This window comes from Novosphingopyxis sp. (genome assembly GCF_965218915.1).
Lineage (GTDB): Bacteria > Pseudomonadota > Alphaproteobacteria > Sphingomonadales > Sphingomonadaceae > Novosphingopyxis.
Map to the genome: position 1 here is coordinate 225527 of NZ_OZ244708.1, position 16456 is coordinate 241982.

Annotated in this window: 19 protein-coding genes; 1 reads left to right on the forward strand and 18 read right to left on the reverse strand. The window is 63.8% G+C overall.

The annotated features are described in order from the left end of the window. Positions 1-28 precede the first annotated feature (28 nt). Complete coding sequence (locus ACOQPC_RS01120; RefSeq protein WP_420606839.1) at positions 29-328, forward strand: hypothetical protein; 300 nt, start codon at positions 29-31, stop codon at positions 326-328. 188 nt (positions 329-516) lie between these two features. Here the strand turns inward: ACOQPC_RS01120 and pal are convergent, their stop codons facing one another. The 18 genes from pal to sucD form a co-directional block, all read right to left on the reverse strand. Beyond that, entirely contained in the window at positions 517-1071 is a 555-nt protein-coding gene (gene pal / locus ACOQPC_RS01125) for a peptidoglycan-associated lipoprotein Pal (protein ID WP_420606840.1), read from the reverse strand. A gap of 76 nt (positions 1072-1147) precedes the next feature. Further along, entirely contained in the window at positions 1148-2485 is a 1338-nt protein-coding gene (gene tolB, locus ACOQPC_RS01130) for a Tol-Pal system beta propeller repeat protein TolB (RefSeq protein ID WP_420606841.1), read from the reverse strand. Further along, positions 2482-3375 (reverse strand): cell envelope biogenesis protein TolA, encoded by an 894-nt coding sequence (locus ACOQPC_RS01135; RefSeq protein ID WP_420606842.1) that lies wholly within the window; start codon positions 3373-3375, stop codon positions 2482-2484. The genes tolB and ACOQPC_RS01135 overlap by 4 nt, the downstream gene beginning before the upstream one ends. 13 nt (positions 3376-3388) lie before the next feature. Beyond that, complete coding sequence (locus ACOQPC_RS01140) at positions 3389-3841, reverse strand: ExbD/TolR family protein (protein ID WP_420608181.1); 453 nt, start codon at positions 3839-3841, stop codon at positions 3389-3391. Between the two features lie 5 nt (positions 3842-3846). Further along, positions 3847-4548 (reverse strand): protein TolQ, encoded by a 702-nt coding sequence (gene tolQ / locus ACOQPC_RS01145; RefSeq protein WP_420606843.1) that lies wholly within the window; start codon positions 4546-4548, stop codon positions 3847-3849. Between the two features lies 1 nt (position 4549). Next, positions 4550-5011 (reverse strand): YbgC/FadM family acyl-CoA thioesterase, encoded by a 462-nt coding sequence (locus ACOQPC_RS01150; protein ID WP_420606844.1) that lies wholly within the window; start codon positions 5009-5011, stop codon positions 4550-4552. Between the two features lie 10 nt (positions 5012-5021). Beyond that, positions 5022-6050: a Holliday junction branch migration DNA helicase RuvB gene (gene ruvB / locus ACOQPC_RS01155; protein WP_420606845.1), complete on the reverse strand. Its 1029-nt coding sequence runs from the start codon at positions 6048-6050 to the stop codon at positions 5022-5024. 462 nt (positions 6051-6512) lie between these two features. Further along, positions 6513-6761, reverse strand: a complete 249-nt coding sequence (locus tag ACOQPC_RS01160) for a type II toxin-antitoxin system ParD family antitoxin (protein ID WP_420606846.1) — start codon at positions 6759-6761, stop codon at positions 6513-6515. Between the two features lie 54 nt (positions 6762-6815). After that, positions 6816-7124, reverse strand: a complete 309-nt coding sequence (locus ACOQPC_RS01165; RefSeq protein WP_420606847.1) for an antibiotic biosynthesis monooxygenase family protein — start codon at positions 7122-7124, stop codon at positions 6816-6818. A gap of 4 nt (positions 7125-7128) precedes the next feature. Next, positions 7129-7722 carry a Holliday junction branch migration protein RuvA gene (ruvA, locus tag ACOQPC_RS01170; RefSeq protein WP_420606848.1) on the reverse strand — a complete coding sequence of 198 codons (594 nt, stop codon included), beginning with the start codon at positions 7720-7722 and terminating at the stop codon, positions 7129-7131. Between the two features lie 51 nt (positions 7723-7773). Further along, positions 7774-8421: a trimeric intracellular cation channel family protein gene (locus ACOQPC_RS01175; protein ID WP_420606849.1), complete on the reverse strand. Its 648-nt coding sequence runs from the start codon at positions 8419-8421 to the stop codon at positions 7774-7776. Then, a complete protein-coding gene (locus ACOQPC_RS01180) occupies positions 8418-8957 on the reverse strand; it encodes a hypothetical protein (RefSeq protein ID WP_420606850.1) in 540 nt (179 codons plus the stop codon). The genes ACOQPC_RS01175 and ACOQPC_RS01180 overlap by 4 nt, the downstream gene beginning before the upstream one ends. 73 nt (positions 8958-9030) lie before the next feature. After that, complete coding sequence (gene lpdA / locus ACOQPC_RS01185) at positions 9031-10440, reverse strand: dihydrolipoyl dehydrogenase (protein ID WP_420606851.1); 1410 nt, start codon at positions 10438-10440, stop codon at positions 9031-9033. A gap of 47 nt (positions 10441-10487) precedes the next feature. Further along, positions 10488-10781, reverse strand: coding sequence for a GIY-YIG nuclease family protein (locus ACOQPC_RS01190; RefSeq protein WP_420608182.1), 294 nt, complete (start codon positions 10779-10781; stop codon positions 10488-10490). Between the two features lie 47 nt (positions 10782-10828). Continuing rightward, positions 10829-12136: a 2-oxoglutarate dehydrogenase complex dihydrolipoyllysine-residue succinyltransferase gene (gene odhB / locus ACOQPC_RS01195; RefSeq protein WP_420606852.1), complete on the reverse strand. Its 1308-nt coding sequence runs from the start codon at positions 12134-12136 to the stop codon at positions 10829-10831. 108 nt (positions 12137-12244) lie between these two features. Continuing rightward, positions 12245-15031, reverse strand: coding sequence for a 2-oxoglutarate dehydrogenase E1 component (locus ACOQPC_RS01200; protein ID WP_420606853.1), 2787 nt, complete (start codon positions 15029-15031; stop codon positions 12245-12247). Positions 15032-15116: 85 nt separating this feature from the next. Next, positions 15117-15410, reverse strand: a complete 294-nt coding sequence (locus tag ACOQPC_RS01205; RefSeq protein ID WP_420606854.1) for a GIY-YIG nuclease family protein — start codon at positions 15408-15410, stop codon at positions 15117-15119. Positions 15411-15508: 98 nt separating this feature from the next. Further along, the gene (gene sucD / locus ACOQPC_RS01210) at positions 15509-16396 is read right to left on the reverse strand and encodes a succinate--CoA ligase subunit alpha (protein WP_420606855.1); all 888 of its coding nucleotides are present in this window, start codon (positions 16394-16396) and stop codon (positions 15509-15511) included. Between the last annotated feature and the right edge of the window lie 60 nt (positions 16397-16456).

Sequence of the window (16456 nt, forward strand, 5' to 3'; positions counted from 1 at the left end):
GCAACGAACTTTTATCAGGAGAATATAGATGGCGAATGTCGATGGCACTTGGGCAGTGGCGGTCAAGACGCCGATGGGCGATCAGAAGTCCGACCTGACGGTCAAGAGCGATGGCGACAGCTTTACCGGCAGCATGTCCGGCGCGATGGGATCGAACGACGTCAGCGGCAAGGTCGACGGCGATACGCTGACCTGGTCGATGGACATCACCAGCCCGATGCCGATGACGCTCGACAACAAGGCGACCGTCGATGGCGACAGCATGACGGGTACGGTCAAGGCCGGCGCGTTCGGCGACATGCCGCTGACCGGTGAGCGCAAGGCCTGAGTTTCGGTCAATCGGTATACGAAAAGGGCTGCTCCCGCGGAGGCAGCCCTTTTTTCTTGCCCTTGGCGGGCTCGATCGCTTTTCGTTAGTCATCCCAGCGAAAGCTGGGGTCTGAGGCCTCATTGCTGGACACCGGAGATGCCAGCTTTCGCTGGCATGACGAATGGATTGGAAGCGGCGACGGAGACTTAACGCACCGTCACCGTTACCGCGCGGCGGTTCTGGGCGTAGGCCTGCGCATTGGAGCCGAGTTCCTGCGGGCGTTCCTTGCCATAGCTGATCGTGCGGATGCGGCTGCGCGCCACACCCAGTGAGGCGAGATAATTGGCCGCCGAATTGGCGCGCCGCTCGCCCAGCGCCAGATTGTAATCGCGGGTGCCGCGCTCGTCGGCATGGCCTTCGACCACCACCGTGACATTGGGATAACGCTGCAGCCACTGCACCTGGCTCTGCAAGGTCGCGGCGTCAGCCGCATCGATATTATACTCGTCGGTGTCGAAGAACACGCGGTCTCCCGCCACGCTGCGGACGAAGTCTTCCTGGCTGCCGGGGCCGCCGGGCTTGATCGCACCGGCACCGCCGTTATTGGCGTTCGGATCATAGCCCTGATTGCCCTGGTCATAGCCATTGCCTTCGTTGAGCGGCGCGGGCGGCAGCTCGGGCGGGGCTTTTTTACCGCACGCGCCGAGCGCCAGCGTACCGGCGGCCGCGAGCAGGATTATCTGGTTGCGCTTGGTTTTCATCCCTCTGTTCTCCTGTGGCTTTTGATCGATCCGCGAGCCGCCACTGGCATCGGGACCTTGAAGGAATTGGTGTTATTCACGGCCGGATCGGACCCCAGGCGGGATCGGACCCGTTGCCCGGCGTGGGCAGGCGTCGTTCGTTCGCGCCGGCCACGTCGACCTGCCAGATCGAGGTTTCGCCCGACCCTTGCGCGGTGCGGAAAAACTGGATCACGCGGCCATTGGGGGCCCAGGTCGGTGCCTCGTCCTGCCAGCTGTCGGTCAGCAGCCGTTCGCCGCCGCCATCCGGACGCATCACGCCGATGCGCAGGTTTCCGGCGATCTTGGTGAAAGCGATGAGGTCGCCGCGCGGGCTCCATTCGGGCGTGGCATAGCGTCCGCTGCCGAAGCTGATGCGCTTCTGGCCGGAGCCGTCGGCGTTCATCACATAAACCTGCTGGCTGCCCGATCGGTCGCTCTCGAACACGATCTGGCGGCCGTCGGGAGAGAAGCTGCCGCCGACATCGATACCCGGCGCGTTGGTCAGCTTTTCGGGTGTGCCGCCACCCGCCGAAATCTTGTAGACATCGGTGTTGCCGCCCACCGCCATCGAATAGAGGATGGTCTTGCCGTCCGGCGACCAGCGCGGCGCAAAGGTGGCGTTGGAACTCTGCGTCACCAGCCGCTGGCGCCCGGTGCCGATGTCGTAAATGTAGATGCGCGGATTGCCGTCGACATAGCTGAGATACAGGATCGACTGGTAATTGGGCGAGAAACGCGGGGTCAGCGCAGTCGCGCCGCCGCTGGTCAGGATGCGGTGGTTGGCACCATCCGAATCCATCACCGCGAGCTGCTTGCGGCGATTATTCTTCGGCCCGCTCTCGGCGATATAGGCGATGCGGCTGTCGAAAAAGGGCTGCTCGCCCGTCAGCCGCGAATAGATGATGTCCGAACATTTATGCGCCGCGCGGCGCCAGTCGCGCGCGGGCACGACATAGCCCTGACGCGAAAGTTCGGTGCCCAGGCCGACGTCGTAGAGATAGCAGCCGACGGTGATCTCGCTGGCATTGGCCGCGCGCACGAAGCCCTGCACCAGCACCTCGGCGTTGATGGTCTTCCAGCCGGGAAATTGCGGCGCAGTGACCTCCTGGTAGTCGATCGAGCGGACCTGATCGGGGCCGCGCGGCGTGAACAGGCCGTTGTTGCGCAGATCCGCCGTAATCACATCGCCGATGCGGCGACCCAGATCGGCGGTCGAATAGGCGTCGGTCGGCCGGTCGGCATCGGTGGCGAAACCGGGAATCGCGATGATCGTATCGCGCTGCACGGCATCGGCAACGATATCCTCGCTCTGCTGCGCAAAAGCGGCGGAAGGCAGGAGTGCGGCGACCAAAAGGGACGCCAGGGCGGCAAGTTTGCGGTTCAAATGGTTCATATGTCGCTTCTGAAGGTAAGGTCCCATGATTTCCAGTTATCATAATATTCTGCCGGGAGCTTGAACGGCGCCGCCTGCTGTACCGATTTTATCGCGCGTTCGATATGGAGCTTTTGCTGCGGCTCGTTGCTGGCACTTTTGCCCGACTGGCTGACCACTTGCGGCGTGCCCGCCAGGCTGCCATTCTTGTTGAGCTTGATGCGCAGCACGGTGCGCAGCTGATCGACATCCACGCCGCTCGGCACATTGCGTTTCCAGTAGGGCGCGATCTCCCCCTTGATGCTGACGTCGATCTGACGCCGCGTGGTTTCGCTATAGGCCGTAGCCGGAGGATTGTCCGCCTTGCCAGATGTGCCGATCGACCCGCGCATATTGTCCGCAAAGCTGCGCGATCGGGCGGCATTGGCCCGGCTGCCGCCGCTCGATTTGGTTGGCTCCGGCTTGGCTTCCGCTTTGGGTGCGGGCTTTGGGGCCGCCTTGGGTTCGGGCGCGGCTTTTTTGGGCTCCGGCTTCGGCGCCGCCTTGGCTTTCGGCTTGGGAGCGGGTTTGGGCTTGGCTACCGGCTTCGGGGCCGGGACGGGTTTGGGGTCGGCGCGCGGCGGCGCAGGTTCCGTCTGCGTTACCGGCGCAGGGGCATCCATCTGCGGCAGCGGATCGGCCATGGCGTCCAGCGGATCGCCCATGTCGTCAGCGGGCGCAGGCGCGGGCGCTTCGTCCGAAAGCTGCGGCGCGGTGGAGACCGGAGCGATCTCGCCGATCAGCGAGACCTGCACCGGATCGGGCTTGGGCGGTGTTTCTTCAGACGAGAACAGTCCGAGCGACAGGGCGGTGAACAGGGCGATATGCCCCACCAGCGCTACGCCCAGCCCGATCCGTTCCGCCCTCTGCATATCCGGCCGACCGCTATGGCTGCGCGCCTGAACCGGTGGTGACCAGGCTGATCGAATTCAGCCCGGCCCGGTTCAGTTCGCCCATCACGCTCATCATCGCGCCATAATCGATCGACTTGTCGCCGCGCAGCACCACCGCGCGTTCGCCGGCGTCGCCGGTCGCCGCCAATGCCTCGAGCCGGGCAGGCAGGTCGCTGGAGGCCACCGCATCGCCATCGACATAGATGACGCCGCCCTTGTCGATCGCGATCTCGATCGGCTCCTCGGGCTGTTCGATCGCCTTCGCGCGGCTTTCGGGAAGCTCGACGGGCACGCCGGTGACGAGCAGCGGCGCGGTGACCATGAAGATGATCAGCAGCACCAGCATGACATCGACCAGCGGCGTGACGTTGATCTCGGCCACCGGCGAACGCTCACCGCGCCGCCCGCGACGACGCGATCCACCACGGCCGCTGCCAAGCTGCATGGCCACTAGACCTCTTTCTCCAGCTCGCGGCTCAGCGTAGCATGAAAGCCGTCGGCAAAGCGACCGAGCTGCGCTTCGTGCTGGTTCAGCCGGTGGGCGAAGCGGTTATAGGCGATCACCGCGGGGATGGCCGCGAACAGGCCGATGGCGGTGGCGAACAGCGCCTCGGCGATGCCCGGCGCGACGACTGCGAGCGTGCTGTTCTGCTCGGCGGCGATCGCGGTGAAGCTGCGCATGATGCCCCACACGGTGCCGAACAGGCCGACGAACGGCGCGACCGATCCGGTGGTGGCGAGGAAGTTCAGCCGCTCGGACAATTTGTCGATCTCGTGCGCGATGGTGGTGTTCATCGTCGCCGCGAGCCGCTCGCGCGTGCCCTCCCGATCGATCGCCTTGCCGCCGGTTGAATGGCGCCATTCGGTGACCGCGCTGGCGAGTACATGGGCGATCGGCAACTTGGCTTTGCCGCGGTCGCGCACGAAACCGTCGATATCGTCGGCCTTCCAGAAATCGCGCTCGAATTCCTTGGTCTTGCGGCGGATGCTGGCCATTTTCATGACGAAGGAGAGGATGATCGCCCAAGTCCAGATACTGGCCAGGATCAGCCCGATGATCACGGCTTTCACCACGATATCGGCCTGCAGGAACAGCCCGATCGGCGAGAAGCCCGTCGTCGTGGCGGCGGAGAGGATATTGAGCGCGGTCAAATCAGTGATCTTCCAGTGGGTCGGCCCCGGGCATTAGCGATTTGAAGATGGCAAGCCAATCCTTCGGTTGCCGCGCCGGTCTTCCCAATGGCGAAAGGAACGCGGCGGTCACCTTCGCCTCGCACAAGAGCCGCTTGCCTTGGAACGCGCGCTGTCCGATGTCGCAGCTCGCGCCGCGCACGCCGGTGACGCGGCTCCGGATCAGTAGCGCATCGTCGAACCGGGCAGGCGCGCGGAATTTGAGGTCCATCGCGGCGACGGCGTAGACGCCGGTGCCGGCGGCGTGCGCGGCAGCCTGATCGATCCCGGCGACGCGCAGCATGTCGGACCGCGCCCGCTCGAAATAGCGCAGATAATTGGCGTGGTAGACGACGCCCGAAAAATCGGTGTCCTCGAAATAGACGCGCACCGCGAAATGATGCTCGGGGCCGATGAAGCGGCCGTGATAGGGGGCGTCTTCCATGCCGCCAGCCCTAATCGAACAAACCGTCTTGCGTCGCGGTGCCCTGCGGCGGGGCGAGTCCCAGATGCGTCCAGCCGCGCCCGTTGAGGCAGCGGCCGCGCGCGGTGCGGGCGATCAGGCCGAGCTGGATGAGATAGGGCTCGATCACGTCCTCGATCGTGTCGCGCGGTTCGGAGAGGCCGGCGGCGAGCGTCTCGACGCCCACCGGCCCCCCGCGGTAGATGTCGGCGATCATGGTGAGATAGCGCCGGTCCATCGCGTCCAGCCCTAGCGCGTCGACCTCGAGCCGGGTCAGCGACTGGTCGGCGACGGCGGCGGTGACCTCGGTCTCGCCCAGGACATTGGCGAAATCGCGCACCCGGCGGAGCAATCGTCCGGCAACGCGCGGCGTGCCGCGTGCGCGCTTGGCGATCTCGTGCGCGCCGTCCTCGGCGATCGGCAGGTTCAGCAGCCGCGCGGCGCGGGTGACGACGCGCTGCAATTCCTCGACGGTGTAGAAATTGAGCCGCACCGGAATGCCGAAACGGTCACGCAGCGGCGTGGTCAGCAGCCCCTGCCGCGTGGTCGCGCCGACCAGCGTGAAGGCGGGCAGATCGATCCGCACGCTGCGCGCCGACGGCCCTTCGCCGATGATCAAATCGAGGCAGCGATCCTCCATCGCCGGATAGAGCACTTCCTCCACCACCGGATTGAGCCGGTGGATTTCGTCGATGAAGAGCACGTCGCCCTCCTCGAGATTGGTGAGCAATGCGGCCAGATCGCCCGATTTGGCGATCACCGGCCCGCTGGTGGCGCGAAAGCCCACGCCCAGTTCGCGCGCGACGATCTGCGCCAGCGTGGTCTTGCCGAGGCCCGGCGGGCCGAAGAACAGCACATGGTCCATCGCCTCGCCGCGGGCCTTGGCGGCCTCGATGAACACCCGCAGATTCTCCCGCGCCTGCCGCTGCCCGACGAACTCGTCGAGTGTCTTGGGACGCAGCGCGGCGTCGGGATCATCCGGTTGGCGCTCGGGGGAGAGAAGGGAATCAGGCTGGGACAACGTTTATTTCAGTCGACCGGCGTGCCAGTAGCGTGATAACTGCGAACGCCGAAGAAGTTCATAACGCGATCCCAACAGCTTCTTCGATAGCGGTGGACGACCAATTTCGAGTTACCGCTTGCACCCGTTTGAATCGAAAAGCTGGCAAAAGCATTCGCATCGATCCTGCCGATTGCATCACAGCTTGTCACATTTTCGGATAGTGACCTGACCTCAAAAATCTTGCCTCTAAACTGATGAGGTCCACTCAGAAACCTTAAGCGTACGGGCCAAATCCATTTGGATTGTGAAACCAATGAGACCTTAGCGACAAAAGCTTTTGGCGGAACGATCTCGGGGTCATCATCGAACAGGTAGACTGGCCCAACATCGGAGGTATCCAAGCAGGCGTTCGCCCGTGATGATATCAGCGCAGTTGCCGAAATCAGTAACAACCATCGTGCAATGTTCGAAGATCGAGTTCTAAGCATTCAATTGAGAGTCTTCGGCGATAATGCTGTCGAGGACCTCGCTGGCATCCATTTCAATTACACCGGAAGCCAATCCCTCTTCGACCAATGCCTTAATGCGCTGTACCTCTTCCGCACGCTCCCGATCACGTCGGACAAGATCAGTAACATAAGCGCTGGCGGTGGCGTAGCTGCCGTCCTCCAGACGCTGTCCGATCCAATCTTCCAAACCGTCCGATAGGGTGATGGTCATTGCCTTCATGCCGATCTTATACGCGGGTCACAGAGAGGCGCCAAGTGTCGTCGGATATCGTCCTCATCCGGTCACCTCGTCATAAGCGCCGATGTAATTTTCCCGCGTGGACAGCCCGTCAAGTTCGCGATCGAGCGCTTCATAGCGCTCGGCGAAACCGCGCTTGAACGCGTCATAGGCGGCGCGGTTGGTCCAGCGGTCGTGGCTGAGATAGCGGCCCTGCTGCTCCTTGTCGCGCAGCAGCCACGTACCGAGAAAGCCCTCCGCTTCGTCGAACAGGTCGACCCAGGGGCCTTCGCCGCCATAGGCTTGCTCGAACGCCGTGCGCTTGTCCTCGGGCACGAAATATTCCCAGATGACCGAATAGCTCATAGCCTCATTTTGCCGCCTTTTTGAGCGCCATACGTACCAGCGCGTCGAGCCCGGCGTCATCGCCCAGATCGCCCGCCGCCGCGGCCACGGCCGCGCCGGCTTCGGCGGGCTTGAAGCCGAGATTCTGCAGCGCGCTGACCGCGTCCGCGCTGTTCGATCCGGCGGGCAGCGGCGCGCCGCCGTTGCCGCCGGGCACCGCGCCCGCCTTGTCGCGCAATTCGGTGACGATGCGCTTGGCGAGCTTCGGGCCGACGCCGTTGGCGCGCGCCACCATCGCCGCGTCCTCGGCCCCGCAGGCGCGTTTCAGCTCCTCCAGTTCGAGCGCGGAGAGGATCGCGAGCGCCACCTTGGACCCCACGCCCTGCACGCCGATCAGCAGCCGGAACCAGTCGCGCTCGGCGGCGCCAGCGAAGCCGATCAGGCGCAGGTCGTTCTCGCTCACCTGCATCTCGGTATGGACCGAAGCGGTCTCGCCGACCGCGCCCAGCGTGGATATCGTGCGCGCCGAGGCGTGGACGAGATAGCCCACGCCGCCCACGTCGATCACCAGATGGTCGGCCCCCGCCGCATCGATCCGTCCGCTGAGTTTCGCGATCATGCTTTGTTCCCTAGCGGCCCGGCACCGCGCTTGCCAGCGGCTTCTTGCGGTTCAGCTTGCGGGGTCCGGCCCGTTGCCGCGATAGGAGGGGAGCGACCAGCCGAAGCGGATCGCCGCGCCGCGCAGGAGAAACCCGGCCAAGGCGGCGATGAGCGCGGCCACCGGCGTGTCGATGCCGAGCAGCTTCAAGAGCACGAATAGCCCCGAGGCGAGCGCGGCGGCCGTCACATAAATTTCCGGACGCAAGATGATCGACGGCTCGCCCGCCAGCACATCGCGCAATATGCCGCCGACACAGGCGGTGATCACGCCCATCAGCGCGGCGGGCACCGGGTTGATGCCATATTCGATCGCCTTGGCCGCGCCGTAGACCGAATAGACCGCAAGGCCGACCGCATCGAACCAGTCGAGCATCTCGCCCTTCCACCAGCGCTGCGGCGTGAGCCAGATCAGGAACACCACGACGGCGATCGCGATCAGGATATTGCCGTCGACGATCCAGAACACCGGCGCGCCGATCAACAGATCGCGCAGCGTGCCGCCGCCCACGCCGGTAATCAGCGCGAAGAAGCTGAAGGTGACCAGCGTCTGCCCCTTTTGCGCCGCCGCCAGCGCGCCCGATGCGGCGAACACCGCGATACCGAGCAGATCCAGCGCCGCTAAGATCGGGCCGATGATGATATCGGGGGCAGGCATCATCCGGACACTCCAGCGATTTGGTGCATTGCATCTGCGAGTTCGGAAATAAACACCGGTTCGCACAATCGCTCGAGTCTACTCAGACCGATAGATTGCTGGTTCGGCAGCAAATCTGTTTTCACAATATAGAAGAGCCATTGATTCGGATCGCAGTGATCCGCTTCAACATCGACCAACGGATGCCAAGCGAAGATGTAAATGTTGGCGTGTCGACGGGGATCGGCCTCATACAGCCTCGTTTTATAGGAGTAGGCGCGCGTCGCTTTGATGATATAGCGCGGCACCGATGCCAAGCATCCCTCTTCCGACCAACTTTGAAGCGCTGTGGACTGCTTGACCTGTATGCGCGTTCCAGAAGGCGGATGCTCGACATCCCATTCTCCGTAATCGCTACCGGCGATCCAGTCTTCTCCGAGAGCATCGAGGATCATCTGCTCAACCAACTCGCCGCGCAGAACATTGCGCACGAGACGTTGTCCGTAGAGACGGTTCAACAGCCGTTCGAGCAGTGCTTGGCGAGATTGGACGTTCTTCACATATTTCCCAACCGACCATGCATGGCTGCCTCGGGATGCGGGAGCCTGCGGTTCTCGCAATGAAAAAATATCCTCAAATATGGATTGGCTTGCCGCGCACCGCCATCGCCGCTTCCTTCATCGCCTCGGCATGGGTGGGATGCGCGTGGCAGGTATAGGCGATATCCTCGGACGTCGAGCCGAATTCCATCGCCGTCGCGGCCTGCGCGATCATCGTGCCGGCCAGCGTCGAGATGATGTGGACGCCGAGCACGCGGTCGGTGTCCTTGTCGGCGACGATCTTGACGAAGCCGTCGGTGTCGCGGTTGGTCTTGGCGCGGCTGTTGCCCATGAAGGGAAATTTGCCGATCGCGACTTCGTGGCCGGCCTTTTTGGCGTCCTCCTCGGTCAGGCCGACGCCCGCGATCTCGGGATGGGTATAGACCACCGACGGGATGATCGCGTGGTTGACGATGCCGGTCTGCCCCGCGATGTTCTCGGCCACGGCGATGCCCTCGTCCTCGGCGCGGTGCGCGAGCATCAGGCCGGGGGTGACGTCGCCGATGGCGTACACATCGTCGACTTTGGTCTCGAAACGATCATCGACCTCGATCATGCCGCGGTCGGTGGTGTTCAGCCCCGCGGCTTCCAGCTTCAGTCCGTCGGTATTCGGCTTGCGCCCGATGCACACCAGCACCGCGTCCGCCTCGATGATCTCCGCATTACCGCCTTTGGCGGGCTCGACGGTGACGCTGGCCTTCTTGCCCTTCACCGTCACGCCGGTGACCTTGGTGCCGGTCTTGAATTCGATGCCCTGTTTCTTGAACAGCTTGGCCGCCTCCTTGCGCACATCGCCGTCCATGCCGGGCAGGATCTGGTCGAGAAACTCGACGCAGGTGACCTTGGCCCCCAGGCGACGCCAGACCGAGCCGAGCTCCAGCCCGATCACGCCGCCGCCGATCAGCACCAGATGTTCGGGCACTTTGGGCAGCGCCAGTGCGCCGGTGGAGTCGACCACGATCCCGGCGTCGTTATCGACTTCGACATTCGGGAGCGGCATGACCGAGGAGCCGGTTGCGATGACCACGGATTTCGCGGTGACCGTCTCGTCACCCACTTTGATTTTGTGCGCGTTCTCGAAGCTGGCGCGGCCCTTCAGCCAGGTCACCTTGTTCTTCTTGAACAGATATTCGATGCCGCCGGTGAGCTCGTCCACCGCCTTGGTCTTCTCGGCCATCATCTGACCCAGATCGAGCTCGGTCTTGCCGATCTTGACGCCGAATTTTGCGAGCGTGCCGGACGCGGCTTCCTCATAATATTCGGACGCGTGGAGCAGCGCCTTGGACGGGATGCAGCCGATATTGAGGCAGGTGCCGCCCAGCGTCTCGCGGCTCTCCGCGCAGGCCGTCTTCAGCCCCAACTGCGCCGCGCGGATCGCCGCGACATAACCGCCGGGGCCGGAGCCGATAACAAGGACATCATAATCGTAAGTCTGGTCTGCCATATGCAACTCCATCTAGTGCGCTCCTGCGAAAGCAGGAGCCCAGGGTCTCAAAGCGCCAGCCGATCGGTCAAATCCTTCCACTGAGGATTATCCTTCTCGATCAGCTCCAGCTTCCAAGACCGCTTCCATTTCTTCATCCGCCATTCGCGCTGCCGGGCATCGTGAATGTCTTCGTGCCGCTCAAACCATACCAGAATCGAGCAATTCTTATCTTTCGCAAACCCTGCGACGGACCCTTGCCGATGCTGGTAAAGGCGTTGCGGCAGATTGCTGGTCACACCGACATAGGTGGTTCCGTTGCGTCTGCTTGCAAGGATGTAGACCCAACCCGGCCGCGTCATATTCTCCACCCTGGGCTCCTGCTTTCGCAGGAGCGCGCTTAGCGTTTTTACAAGTCGATCAGCATCCGCGCCGGATCCTCGATCGCTTCCTTGATGCGCACCAGATAGGTCACCGCCTCGCGTCCGTCGACCAGCCGGTGGTCGTAGGTCAGCGCCATGTACATCATCGGGCGCACCACGATCTCGCCGTCCACCACCACCGCGCGGTCCTCGATCCGGTGGAGGCCGAGCACGGCGCTCTGCGGCGGATTGACGATCGGCGTCGACATCAGCGATCCGAACACACCGCCGTTCGAGATGGTGAACGTGCCGCCCTGCATCTCGTCCATCGTCAGCTTGCCCGATTTGGCGCGCGCGCCGAAATCGCCGATGGTTTTTTCTATCTCCGCGAAGCTTAGCGATTCCGCGTTGCGGATCACGGGCACGACCAGCCCGTTGGGCGCGGACACCGCGACCGAGACGTCGACATAGTCGTGATAGACGATCTCGTCCCCGTCGATCCGCGCGTTGACCGAGGGCACGTCGCGCGCGGCCAGGCAGGCCGCCTTGATGAAGAAGCCCATGAAGCCGAGCCGCACGTCGTGCTTCCTGGCGAACAGATCCTTGTACTTGGCGCGCGTATCCATGACCGCGCTCATGTCGACATCGTTGAAGGTGGTGAGCAGCGCGGCGGTGTCCTGCGCGGATTTCAGGCGCTTGGCGATGGTCTGGCGCAGGCGCGTCATGCGCTGGCGCTCTTCGGTGCGCCCCGCGCCGCCGGAAGCTGCCGACGGTGCGGGCTTGGCCGCTTCCTTGGCCGGAGCGTCGTCGCTCTTCTTCGCCTTATCTGACTTCGCGGCTTCCAGCACGTCCTCGCGCGTCAGCCGGCCGTCCTTGCCGCTGCCCTTGATCCTGGTCGGATCGACGCCATGCTCGAGCACCAGGCGGCGGACCGAGGGAGAGAGATGCGGCGTGTCGCCGTCATCCGTGTCCTTGGCCTCCCCACCCCCGTCCCCGCCATCGTCCGTCGCCGCGAAATCGGGGTCGGGCGTTTCGGCGCGTTCGACTTCGTCGTCATCGGCTTTTTTCGGCTTGGGCGTCTCGTCCTGGGTGGGCGCGGGCGAGGTGGACGGCGCATCGCCGTCCTCGATCCGCGCGATCACCGCGTCGACCCGCACCGTCTCGCCGACCTCGGCCAAGAGTTCGCCGATCGTGCCCGCGACGGGGGAGGGGACCTCGACGGCGACCTTGTCGGTCTCGAGGCTGGCGATCGGCTCGTCCACTGCCACGGCGTCGCCGGGCTGTTTCAGCCATTCGCCAATCGTGGCCTCGGTAATCGATTCGCCCAATGTGGGTACTTTTAGGTCATGGGACATAGCGTGTCCTTTATCCTTCTTCCGTTCCCCGGCGAAGGCCGGGGTCCATCAGGTGATGTCCGATGCTGGACCCCGGCCTTCGCCGGGGAACAGCGCTCGCCGAATTGCCTATTCCTTCTTATGCCCCAGCGCCTCGGCGATCAGTGCCGCCTGTTGCTGCTTGTGGCGCGAGGCGAGGCCGGTGGCGGGGGAAGCCGAAGCGCAGCGTCCGGCGTAGACCGGACGATCGGGACCCACATCGATCTCGCTCAGGCAATGCTCCAGATAGGGCTGGACGAACTTCCAATAGCCCTGGTTCTTGGGTTCTTCCTGCGCCCAGACCACCGTCTCCAGATTGGGCATTTTCTTCAGGCGGACCGACAGCGGTTCGCCGGGGAAGGGATAAAGCTGCTCGATCCGCACGATCGAGGTCGTCCCGTCGCCCGCCGCGTCGCGCGCCTCGATCAGGTCGAACGCCACCTTGCCGGTGCACAGCACGAGCCGCTTGACCTTGTCGTCGGCGGGCGGACTGGTGTCCGACTTGATCCGCATGAAATGCTGCTCGCCCAGAAACTCGCCGCGCTCCGACACCGCAAGCTTGTGCCGCAGCAGCGATTTGGGCGTCATGATGATCAGCGGTTTGCGGAAATTGCGCAGCATCTGGCGGCGCAGCACGTGGAAATAATTGGCCGGCGTGGTGATGTTGCACACCTGCATATTGTCCTCGGCGCAAAGCTGCAGGAAGCGCTCGGGTCGCGCCGAGCTGTGCTCCGGCCCCTGGCCTTCATAACCATGCGGCAGCAGCATGACGAGCCCGTTGGCGCGCAGCCATTTGGCCTCGCCGCTGGCGATGAACTGGTCGATCATGATCTGCGCGCCGTTGGCGAAATCGCCGAACTGCGCCTCCCACATGATCAGCGCCTTGGGGTCGGCCAGCGCATAGCCATATTCGAAGCCGAGCACGCCATATTCGGACAAGGGGCTGTCGAGCACGTCGAAGCGGCCGTGCGGAACCTGCGAAAGCGGCGTGTATTTATGTTCGTTTTCCTGGTCGACCCAGACCGCGTGGCGCTGGCTGAACGTGCCGCGGCCCGAATCCTGCCCCGACAGCCGCACGCCATAGCCTTCCGACAAAAGCGAGCCGAAGGCCAGCGCTTCGCCGGTCGCCCAGTCGAAATTCTCGCCGCTATCGAACATCGCCTTCTTGGCCTCGAGGATGCGGCCGAGCGTCTTGTGGATGGTGAGATCGCCTGGAACCTCGGTCAGCGTGCGGCCCAGCGAATCGAACAGTTTGCGCTCGATCGCGGTGGGCACGTTGCGGCGCGCGGTTTCCTCGTCGGCCGGGACGTGAAGGCCCGACCAGCGCCCGCCAAACCAGTCGACCCGGTTGGGCTTGTAGCTGGTCGCGGCGTCGAACTCGGCCTGCAGATGGTCGGTATATTCACGGGTGGCTCCCTCCACCCACTTGTCGTCGATCACGCCTTCCTGTTTCAGCCGCTCGCCGTAGATGCCGCTGACCTTGGGATGCGACTTGATCGCCTTGTACATCAAGGGCTGGGTGAAGCTCGGTTCGTCGCCCTCGTTGTGGCCGAAGCGGCGATAGCACCACATGTCGATCACGATGTCGCGCCCGAAGCGCTGGCGGAACTCGATCGCCATCTTGCAGGCATAGGTGACGGCCTCGGGATCGTCGCCGTTCACGTGGAAGATCGGCGCCTGCACGCCTTTCGCCACGTCGCTCGGATAGGGGGAGGAGCGCGCGAATTGCGGGCTGGTGGTGAAGCCGATCTGGTTGTTGATCACGAAATGGACGCAGCCGCCGGTGTTGTACCCGCGGATGCCGGAAAAACTCAGCGTCTCCCAGACGATGCCCTGACCGGCGAAGGCGGCATCGCCGTGAATGAGGACGGGCAGCACCTGCTCATGCTTGCCGGTGTCCTGCCGCATCACCTGCTGCGCGCGCACCTTGCCGAGCACCACCGGGTCCACCGCCTCCAGATGCGACGGGTTGGGGACCAGCGACATATGTACGGCGATACCGTCGAACTCGCGGTCGGTGCTGGTGCCGAGATGATATTTGACGTCGCCCGATCCGCCGACGTCCTGCGGATTGGCGCTGCCGCCCTGGAATTCGTGGAAAATCACGCGGTACGGCTTGGCCATGACGTTGGCGAGCACGTTCAGCCGGCCGCGATGCGACATGCCGAACACGAGCTCGCGCACCCCGTCCGCGCCGCCATATTTGATCACGGCTTCCAGTGCGGGCAGCATCGCCTCGCCGCCGTCCAGGCCGAAGCGCTTGGTGCCGACATATTTCTTGCCGAGAAAGCTTTCGAACTGCTCGCCCTGGATCACCTTGTTGAGGATGGCCTTCTTGCCCTCCTCGGTAAAGGCGATGGCGTTCTCCTTGCCCTCGAGGCGCTCCTGCAGGAAGCGGCGTTCCTCGATGTCGGAGATGTGCATATATTCGAGGCCCACCGGCCCGCAATAATTGGCGCGCAGGATATCGACCAGCTCGCGCACCGTGACGTAATCGAGGCCGAGATTGCCGCCGATATAAATCTCGCGGTCGAGGTCGGCCTCGGAAAAACCGTGATATTCGGGGGTGAGGTCGGCGGGAAGTTCGCGGTGCGAAAGCCCCAGCGGATCGAGATCGGACGCCAGGTGGCCGCGCACGCGATAAGTACGGATCAGCATCATCGCCCTGATCGAATCCGCCGCCGCCTTCTCGACCTGGGCCGCGTCGAGCGGCTTGCCCGCCGCCTCGGCCGCCGCCTTGACCTCGATGGCCATGCGCGTGGGATCGAGCGCGGCGTTCAGATCGTCGGTCACGTCGACTGGCCAGTTCGAGCGCTGCCAGCTCGGCCCCTCGCGCGGTTCCTGTCCGATATCGAACGTCTGGCCTTCTACGCCCATAAAATACTCTCTTTCCTGTGCTCCTGCGTAGGCAGGAGCCCATCAGGGAAACTCTCATCGCGAACCGCAATAACGGCGGTGCGTCTCACTTCACGATCTCGAACCACAAATCTCTCCATTCCGGATTACGTTCCTCGATCCGCTTGACCTTCCATGCCCGCTTCCACTTCTTCATCTGCCATTCGCGGGCCCGGGCGTCCTGGATATCGTCATGCGCCTCGAACCAGACGAGGCGCTTGCAATCATTATCTTTGGAATGCCCTTCGACCAGTGTCTCGCGGTGCTGATATGCGCGCTGAACGAGGTCGCTCGTCACGCCGAGATAGGTTGCCCCATTTTTCCGGTTCGCCATGATGTAGACGAAGCCGGGTCTGGTCATTTCTTCCCTTTCTCGCGCTCCTGCGAAGGCAGGAGCCCATCATCGAACCTCACCTGATGGGCTCCTGCCTGCGCAGGAGCACACAGGGCGTATTTTCGTCAGGCGTCCGCCAACAGCCCCGCCAGCGTCGTGCCCAGCTCGCTGGGGCTCGGCGATACCGTGATGCCCGCCGCTTCCATCGCCGCGATCTTGTCGTCGGCGCCGCCCTGACCGCCGGAGACGATCGCGCCGGCATGGCCCATGCGGCGGCCCGGCGGCGCGGTGCGGCCGGCGATGAAGCCGACCACCGGCTTCCTGCGGCCCTTCTTCGCTTCGTCGGCGAGGAACTGCGCGGCCTCTTCCTCGGCGCTGCCGCCGATTTCGCCGATCATGACGATGCTCTGGGTCGCGGCGTCGGCCAGGAACATTTCGAGCACGTCGATGAAATTGGTGCCGTTCACCGGATCGCCGCCGATGCCGACGGCTGTCGTCTGGCCCAGGCCGACCGCCGTGGTCTGATGCACCGCCTCATAGGTCAGCGTACCCGAGCGGCTGACGACGCCGACCGAGCCTTGCTTGAAGATATTGCCGGGCATGATGCCGATCTTGCACTCGCCGGGCGTCAGCACGCCGGGGCAGTTGGGGCCGATCAGGCGCGATTTGGAACCGGCCAGCTTGCCCTTCACGCGGACCATGTCGAGCACCGGAATGCCCTCGGTGATCGCCACGATCAGCGGGATTTCCGCCTCGATCGCTTCGATGATCGAGGCCGCGGCGAATTTCGGCGGCACGTAGATCACGGATGCATCGGCGCCGGTCGCGTCGCGCGCCTCGGCCACCGTGTCGTATACCGGAAGGCCGATATGCTCGCTTCCGCCTTTGCCCGGCGTCACTCCCGCCACCATCTGGGTGCCGTACGCCAGCGCCTGCTCGGTGTGAAAGGTGCCGGTCGATCCGGTCATCCCCTGGGTGATGACCTTGGTGTTCTTGTCGACGAGAATGCTCACGCTGTTTCCTTTTCTTGTTCCCCGGCGAAGGCCGGGGTCCATCCGGTGATTTTCGATGCT

What these genes read in the sequence shown, in the direction of transcription:
- ACOQPC_RS01120 (WP_420606839.1), top strand. Translation starts at nt 29, where the DNA reads ATGGCGAATGTCGATGGCACTTGGGCAGTGGCGGTCAAGACGCCGATG.
- pal (WP_420606840.1), bottom strand. Translation starts at nt 1,071, where the DNA reads ATGAAAACCAAGCGCAACCAGATAATCCTGCTCGCGGCCGCCGGTACG.
- tolB (WP_420606841.1), bottom strand. Translation starts at nt 2,485, where the DNA reads ATGAACCATTTGAACCGCAAACTTGCCGCCCTGGCGTCCCTTTTGGTC.
- ACOQPC_RS01135 (WP_420606842.1), bottom strand. Translation starts at nt 3,375, where the DNA reads ATGCAGAGGGCGGAACGGATCGGGCTGGGCGTAGCGCTGGTGGGGCAT.
- ACOQPC_RS01140 (WP_420608181.1), bottom strand. Translation starts at nt 3,841, where the DNA reads ATGCAGCTTGGCAGCGGCCGTGGTGGATCGCGTCGTCGCGGGCGGCGC.
- ACOQPC_RS01150 (WP_420606844.1), bottom strand. Translation starts at nt 5,011, where the DNA reads ATGGAAGACGCCCCCTATCACGGCCGCTTCATCGGCCCCGAGCATCAT.
- ACOQPC_RS01160 (WP_420606846.1), bottom strand. Translation starts at nt 6,761, where the DNA reads ATGAAGGCAATGACCATCACCCTATCGGACGGTTTGGAAGATTGGATC.
- ACOQPC_RS01165 (WP_420606847.1), bottom strand. Translation starts at nt 7,124, where the DNA reads ATGAGCTATTCGGTCATCTGGGAATATTTCGTGCCCGAGGACAAGCGC.
- ruvA (WP_420606848.1), bottom strand. Translation starts at nt 7,722, where the DNA reads ATGATCGCGAAACTCAGCGGACGGATCGATGCGGCGGGGGCCGACCAT.
- ACOQPC_RS01175 (WP_420606849.1), bottom strand. Translation starts at nt 8,421, where the DNA reads ATGATGCCTGCCCCCGATATCATCATCGGCCCGATCTTAGCGGCGCTG.
- lpdA (WP_420606851.1), bottom strand. Translation starts at nt 10,440, where the DNA reads ATGGCAGACCAGACTTACGATTATGATGTCCTTGTTATCGGCTCCGGC.
- ACOQPC_RS01190 (WP_420608182.1), bottom strand. Translation starts at nt 10,781, where the DNA reads ATGACGCGGCCGGGTTGGGTCTACATCCTTGCAAGCAGACGCAACGGA.
- odhB (WP_420606852.1), bottom strand. Translation starts at nt 12,136, where the DNA reads ATGTCCCATGACCTAAAAGTACCCACATTGGGCGAATCGATTACCGAG.
- ACOQPC_RS01200 (WP_420606853.1), bottom strand. Translation starts at nt 15,031, where the DNA reads ATGGGCGTAGAAGGCCAGACGTTCGATATCGGACAGGAACCGCGCGAG.
- ACOQPC_RS01205 (WP_420606854.1), bottom strand. Translation starts at nt 15,410, where the DNA reads ATGACCAGACCCGGCTTCGTCTACATCATGGCGAACCGGAAAAATGGG.